The sequence below is a fragment of the Pseudomonas sp. GW821-FHT09A09 genome (assembly GCF_059418405.1).
This window is the reverse complement of sequence record NZ_JBWKPU010000077.1, coordinates 1-6,055: the sequence shown is the minus strand read 5'-3', so window position 1 is coordinate 6,055 and position 6,055 is coordinate 1. Positions and strand designations below refer to the sequence as shown.

The 6,055-nt window shown below is 65.9% G+C and carries 6 protein-coding genes and 1 riboswitch; of the genes, 1 reads left to right on the top strand and 5 read right to left on the bottom strand.

Annotation, left to right across the window (positions count from 1 at the left end; all coding sequences use genetic code 11):
* Positions 1-92 precede the first annotated feature (92 nt).
* The 4 genes from AC07OV_RS30505 to AC07OV_RS30490 all read right to left on the bottom strand — a co-directional run bounded on the left by AC07OV_RS30505 (position 93) and on the right by AC07OV_RS30490 (position 4,695).
* Positions 93-857, bottom strand: a complete 765-nt coding sequence (locus AC07OV_RS30505; RefSeq protein WP_495093611.1) for an ABC transporter ATP-binding protein — start codon at positions 855-857, stop codon at positions 93-95.
* Positions 854-1,858 carry a FecCD family ABC transporter permease gene (locus AC07OV_RS30500; RefSeq protein WP_495093610.1) on the bottom strand — a complete coding sequence of 335 codons (1,005 nt, stop codon included), beginning with the start codon at positions 1,856-1,858 and terminating at the stop codon, positions 854-856. The genes AC07OV_RS30505 and AC07OV_RS30500 overlap by 4 nt, the downstream gene beginning before the upstream one ends.
* Positions 1,855-2,865 (bottom strand): ABC transporter substrate-binding protein, encoded by a 1,011-nt coding sequence (locus AC07OV_RS30495; RefSeq protein ID WP_495093609.1) that lies wholly within the window; start codon positions 2,863-2,865, stop codon positions 1,855-1,857. Before AC07OV_RS30495 ends, AC07OV_RS30500 begins: the two co-directional genes overlap by 4 nt.
* 116 nt (positions 2,866-2,981) lie before the next feature.
* Positions 2,982-3,175: riboswitch (cobalamin riboswitch) on the bottom strand.
* 137 nt (positions 3,176-3,312) lie between these two features.
* The gene (locus AC07OV_RS30490) at positions 3,313-4,695 is read right to left on the bottom strand and encodes an aldehyde dehydrogenase family protein (RefSeq protein WP_495093608.1); all 1,383 of its coding nucleotides are present in this window, start codon (positions 4,693-4,695) and stop codon (positions 3,313-3,315) included.
* Between the two features lie 103 nt (positions 4,696-4,798).
* Here AC07OV_RS30490 and ptrR point away from each other — a divergent pair, with 103 nt between their 5' ends.
* On the top strand, positions 4,799-5,671 hold the full coding sequence (gene ptrR, locus AC07OV_RS30485) for a putrescine utilization regulator PtrR (RefSeq protein WP_176998705.1): 873 nt from the start codon (positions 4,799-4,801) through the stop codon (positions 5,669-5,671).
* Between the two features lie 99 nt (positions 5,672-5,770).
* Here the strand turns inward: ptrR and AC07OV_RS30480 are convergent, their stop codons facing one another.
* Positions 5,771-5,980: a hypothetical protein gene (locus AC07OV_RS30480; protein WP_495093607.1), complete on the bottom strand. Its 210-nt coding sequence runs from the start codon at positions 5,978-5,980 to the stop codon at positions 5,771-5,773.
* Positions 5,981-6,055: the final 75 nt, after the last annotated feature.

Below are 6,055 nucleotides of genomic sequence, written 5' to 3'. Positions count from 1 at the left end.
CCCCCCCCCCCCCCCCCCCCCCCCCCCCCCCCCCCCCCCCCCCCCCCCCCCCCCCCCCCCCCCCCCCCCACTACAAGATGGCGGTAGGCTGTTTAGTGGGGGCGTAGTCGCAGGATTTGCGCGCCATCGAACGGGTCTGTGAGGTAGTGCGCTTGCACGCCGAACGTGTCTTGCAGCCGTTGCGGCGTGAGCACGTCCAGCGGTTTGCCGAGGGCGACCAAACGCCCGTGGTCGAGCACGGCCAAGCGATCGCAGGTCAGCGCCTGATTGAGGTCGTGCAGGGCGATCAGGGTGGTGACGGGCAGCGCTTGCACGCCCTTCAAGATGCCAAGCTGATGCTGGATGTCCAGGTGGTTGGTCGGCTCGTCCAGCAACAAAATCTGCGGCCGTTGCGCCAGGGCGCGTGCGATGTGCACGCGTTGGCGTTCGCCGCCGGAGAGGCTGCGCCAGGCGCGCTGGCTCAGGTGGGTGGCGTCGACGTCGTGCAGGGCCTGGCGCACGATGGTGTCGTCTTCCGTCGACCACGGGCTCAGCGCCGACAGCCACGGCGTGCGGCCCAGGGCCACGGCGTCGAAGACGCGGATGGCGTCGTCGGTGTCGGCCTGTTGTTCCACCACCGCCAGCTGTTGCGCGATGGTGCGGCGCGACAAGCTGCCCAGGCGCTGGCCGTCCAACCGCACGTCGCCGCTGGCTGGCGTGCGCAACCCCGCAAGCAGCTTGAGCAGGGTGGATTTGCCGGAACCGTTGGGGCCGACGATGCCGAGGGTTTCGCCTTTTTCGACGTCGAGGTGAACATCGCGCAGCAACTCCGCGTCACGCACCTTGAAGCCCAGGCCGCTGCAACTGAGCACGCTCATCGCGGGTGCCTCCGGCCGATCAGGATCAGCGCAAACACTGGCGCGCCAACCAATGCCGTGACCACGCCGACCGGAATCACCTGGCCCTTGATCAGGGTACGCGACAGCACGTCCGCCGCGATGAGGAACAGCGCGCCGCCCAAGGCACTGGCCGGCAGCAGGCGCGAGTGCCCGGTGCCCAGCAGCAGGCGCACAGCGTGGGGGATCACCAGCCCGACAAAGCCGATGGAGCCGACAATCGACACCATCACCGCCGTCACCAGCGCGGCACAGCCCACCAGCACAAACTGTACGCGCCGCACCGGGATGCCCAGGGAGGCCGCCGAATCAGTGCCGAAGGTGAATGCATCCAGCGCACGGCGGTGCCACAAACACACCGCCAAGCCCGCCACGGCCACCGGCACCGCCAGCCACACTGACGGCCAGCGCACGCCGCTGAGGTTGCCCAGCAGCCAGAACAGGATGCCGCGCGCTTGTTCGGAGCTGGCCGACTTGGTGATCAGGAATGCCGTGAGCGCGTTGAACAGCTGCGAGCCGGCAATGCCCGCGAGGATGATCTGGCCGGTGCCACTGGCCGAACCGCTGGCGCGTGCCAGCAGAATCACCAGGGCAAAGGCCGCCATCGCCCCCACGAATGCCCCCGCCGACAACGACACCAGCCCGCCACCGACGCCGATCAACGCCACCAATACTGCACCGGTTGAGGCGCCGGCGCTGATGCCGAGCAGGTACGGGTCGGCCAACGGGTTGCGCAACAGCGACTGCAGGATCACCCCGCAGGTCGCCAGCCCTGCACCGCACGCGGCGGCCACCAGGGCGCGGGTGAGGCGGTAGTTCCACACCACGCCTTCGTCTATGGGGTCGAGCACGTAGCCCGCCGCCCACAGTTTGTTGGCGAGCACCTGCAGCACCACCTGCGGCGAGATAGCGGTTTCGCCGATGGCCACGCCGGCGAGCACGGCGGCCAGGAGCAGGGCCAGGGCGAGCAGGGTACGGGTCATTGGGGCAGGTCGTAGCCGTCGATGGCCGTGGCCAGTTGTTCAAGGCCGTCGAACATGCGGAGGCTGGCCTGCAGCGCGAGGGCGTCGAGGATGATGATGCGGTTGTTTTTCACCGCGTCCATGTTGCGGGTCACCGGGTCGCTGCGCAGGAAAGCCAGTTTCTTTTCATGGTCGTCAGCCGGGTAGCGGCGGCGGTCCATGCGTGCGATTACCAGGAACGTGGGGTTGGCCTTGGCGATGGTTTCCCAGCCGACGGCGGGCCACTCTTCATCGGACTGCACCACGTTGGTCAGGCCAAGGGTCTGCAACATGAATTCCGGAACACCCTTGTGGCCGGCCACGTAAGGGTCGGCGGCCATCTCGGCGCTGGAGAACCACACCAGCGCACTGGCCTGCTTGAGGCCTTTGCCCTGGGCGGTGGCGACTGACTTGGCCAGGCGCGCCTTGAGGTCGTCGTTCAGCTGTTGGCCGCGGTCCTGCACGTCGAAGATCTGCGCCAGTTGGCTGATACTTTTATAGATAGTCTCGATGCGGAACGGCTCCAGCCGCGTGCCGTCGGCGCCCACCAGGTTGTCCTTGCCTTCGCAGTCGGAGGGCAGCAGGTAGGTGGGGATCTTAAGTTCCTGGAATTGCTCGCGGGTGCCGACCACGCCTTGGGGGCCGACCACCCATTCCAGCTCGGCGGCCACCAGTTGCGGGCGCTTGGCGATCACCGACTCAAAGCTCGGCTCGTTGTTCGCCAGGCGCTCGATGGTGTCGTTCTGAGCCTTGAACTGCGGCAACACAGTGTTGAACCATAGCGAAGTGCCGACCACTTTGTCGCCCACGCCCAGGGCGTAGAGCATTTCGGTGGCGGCCTGGCCGATGGTCACGCTGCGTGCGGGGGCTTGCTGGAAGGTCTGGGTGCTGCCGCAGTTTTCCAGCGTCAGCGGGTAATGGGTGGGCGCGGCCTGGGCCAGGGTGCAGAAGCCAAGGCCGGTGAGCAGGGCGGTAACGCGTGGCAGCATGGGGCAATCTCCGTGTGAACCGTACAGTGAGCAGGGGGAGGTACGGTCGTGGAAATACAGCCATGGACGCTGCCGAAGGGCAGGGCAAGGATGTCCTTCCCGGACACCCCGCCGGTCGTGATAACGCTTGGCCGGCAGGTCTCCTGACTCGTGCGTCGTCGCCACGCTCCGGCCTTCCCGAGCAAGGCTCAGTGGCAGTGTGGAGCAGGCTCAGCACCTACAGTTGCGGGGGCAGTTCCGATTGACGCGGGGGGCCGCGCTTCGGATTCCCTATTAGTCCCGTTTGGGAACCGGCGCGGTATGGTAGTCGATCGTATTGCCAAGGGGGAGATAAAACCCGATCCCCCGTAGGAGCCGGCTTGCCGGCGATGGCGTCGGCGGGGGCGAAATGTCTATCGCCTGATCGGCCGTCATCGCTGGCAAGCCAGCTCCTACAGGGGCTGCGGGTTATTTGCGGTTTAGCCACACGGTTTGGGCGTTGCAGAATTCGCGTACGCCGAAGTGCGACAGTTCACGGCCAAAGCCGCTCTTTTTCACGCCGCCAAACGCCACCCGAGGGTCGGACACGCTGAAGGCGTTGACGAAGATCCCGCCGGTTTCCAACTGGTTGGCGATGTCGCGGGCCTTGGCAGCATCGGTGGTGAAGATGCTGGCAGTGAGCCCAAATTCGCTGTCGTTGGCCAGGGCCACGGCGTGGTCGGCGTCGCGGGCGGTGATGATCGAGGCCACCGGGCCGAACAGTTCCTGTTTGAACGAGGTCATCTGGTCGGTGACGCCAGCCAGCACGGTTGGCTCGTAGTAGTTGCCGGCCCCCGCGACTTTATTGCCGCCCAGCAGCAGGGTGGCGCCTTCTTCCAGGGTGGCCTGGACCTGGCCGTGCAGCTCGTCGCGCAGGTCGAAGCGTGCCATCGGGCCCACATAGGTGGTGGCCAGGGTCGGGTCGCCCATCACCAGGGCACGGCTGGCTTCAACGAATTTGGCGGTGAAGGCGTCTGCCACGCCAGCTTCGATGATCAGGCGCTTGGCGGCGGCGCAGACCTGGCCGCTGTTCTGGAAACGACCAATCAGGGCGGCTTGCACGGCGGCGTCGAGGTCGGCGTCGTTGAGCACGATGAACGGGTCGGAGCCGCCCAGTTCCAGCACGCATTTTTTCAGCGCAGCCCCGGCCTGGGAGCCGATGGCCATGCCGGCACGCACGCTGCCGGTGAGGGTCACCGCGGCAATGCGTGGGTCGGCGATGGCGCTGGACACGCCGTCGTTGCCCACGTTGATCACTTCAAACAGGCCTTCGGCAAAACCGGCTTTGTGGAACGCCTGCTGGATCAGGTAGGCGCTGCCCATCACGTTCGGGGCGTGCTTGAGCACGTAGGTGTTGCCGGCGAGCATGGTCGGCACGGCGCCGCGCAGCACTTGCCACACCGGGAAGTTCCACGGCATCACGGCGAGGATTGGGCCCAGCGGGCGGTATTCGATCTGGGCGCTGCCGTTGTCCACCAGGGTCGGTTCCGGCGCCAGCATGGCCGGGCCGTGAGCGGCGTACCACTCGCTGAGCAGGGCGCATTTTTCGATTTCGGCACGGGCCTGGGCGATGGGTTTGCCCATTTCCAGGGTGATCATCTGCGCCATGTCTTCGGCTTGTTCACGCAGGGCGGCGGCCAGGGCCAGCAGCAGCTCGGCGCGCTGGCTGACCGGTTGGCGGCGCCAGCTGTGGAAGGCAGCAGTGGCGCGGTTCAGGGCGGCGTCCAGTTGCGCGGCGCTTTCGTAGGGGTAGCTGCCGACGGTTTCGCCGTTGGCCGGGTTGATCGAGAGAGCGTGGGTGGTTGCGTTCATGGCACCGTCCTGCTGAATGAATGGATTGGGTTCAGGCTACGGGGCTGTCTCTTTTCTGGAAACTGAATAATATTAAGCAATACATTCACGATTGGAGAATGACGTGGACCTGGTGCAACTGGAAATCTTCAAGGCCGTTGCCGAGCAAGGCAGCATCAGCGCCGCCGCGCAGTTGATTCATCGTGTGCCGTCGAACCTGACCACGCGCATCAAGCAACTGGAGCAGGACCTGGGCGTTGAATTGTTCATCCGCGAGAAGAGCCGCCTGCGCCTGTCGCCGGCGGGCTGGAACTTCCTCGGCTATGCGCGGCGCATTCTCGACCTGGTGCAAGAAGCCCGCGCCACGGTGGCGGGGGAGGAGCCCCAGGGCGCGTTTGCCCTGGGGTCGCTGGAGAGCACGGCGGCGGTGCGCATCCCGGCCTTGCTGGCGGCGTACAACCAGAAGCACACCAAGGTCGAACTCGACCTGAGCACCGGGCCGTCGGGCACGATGATCGAAGGGGTGTTGTCGGGGCGCCTGGCGGCGGCGTTTGTGGATGGGCCGGTGTTGCACGCGACCCTGGAAGGGGTGGCGGTGTTCGAGGAGGAAATGGTAGTGATCGCACCGCTGCACCATGCGCCGATTACCCGGGGGCAGGATGTGGCGGGGGAGAGCATCTATACGTTCCGCTCGAACTGTTCGTACCGCCATCACTTCGAGCGCTGGTTTTCACAGGATGGTGCGGTACCGGGCAGGATCTTCGAGATGGAGTCCTACCACGGCATGCTCGCCTGCGTCAGCGCCGGTGCGGGCCTGGCGCTGATGCCGCGCAGCATGCTGGAAAGCATGCCGGGGTTTACGGCGGTGAGTGTGTGGCCGCTGAGCGACAGCTTCCGGATTCTGCACACGTGGCTGATCTGGCGACGGGGCACGGTGTCGCAGAGCCTGAACAGCTTCGTAAAACTGCTGGAAGAACGCGACCTGGTGGCCGCCTGACACCTGTAGGAGCCCGGCTTGCCGGCGATGGCGATTTCACGGACGCCATCGCAGGCAAGCCAGCTCCCACAAGGGATTTTTTTTGGGGGGGAGGTGAAGTCAGCCGCCGAATTGCAGGGTGCCCATGGCCAGTTTGGCCATGATGGCTGCCGCGCCCAGTTGCACCAGCCACAAGGCCAGACCTCCGAGGAATACGCCCAGTGCCACCTGAAATACCAGGCTCTTCTGCCGCTTGGCCTGTGGCGCGCGCGGGGCGTAGTCGTGCAGTTCGTCGCGGTCGGCGCGCAGGTCCAGGTCGTCGTTTCTCATAGGTCACTCACAGGGGTAATGGCGGAACACGTTACCCGTAGGAGCCCGGCTTGCCGGCGATGGCGTTTTCAAGGG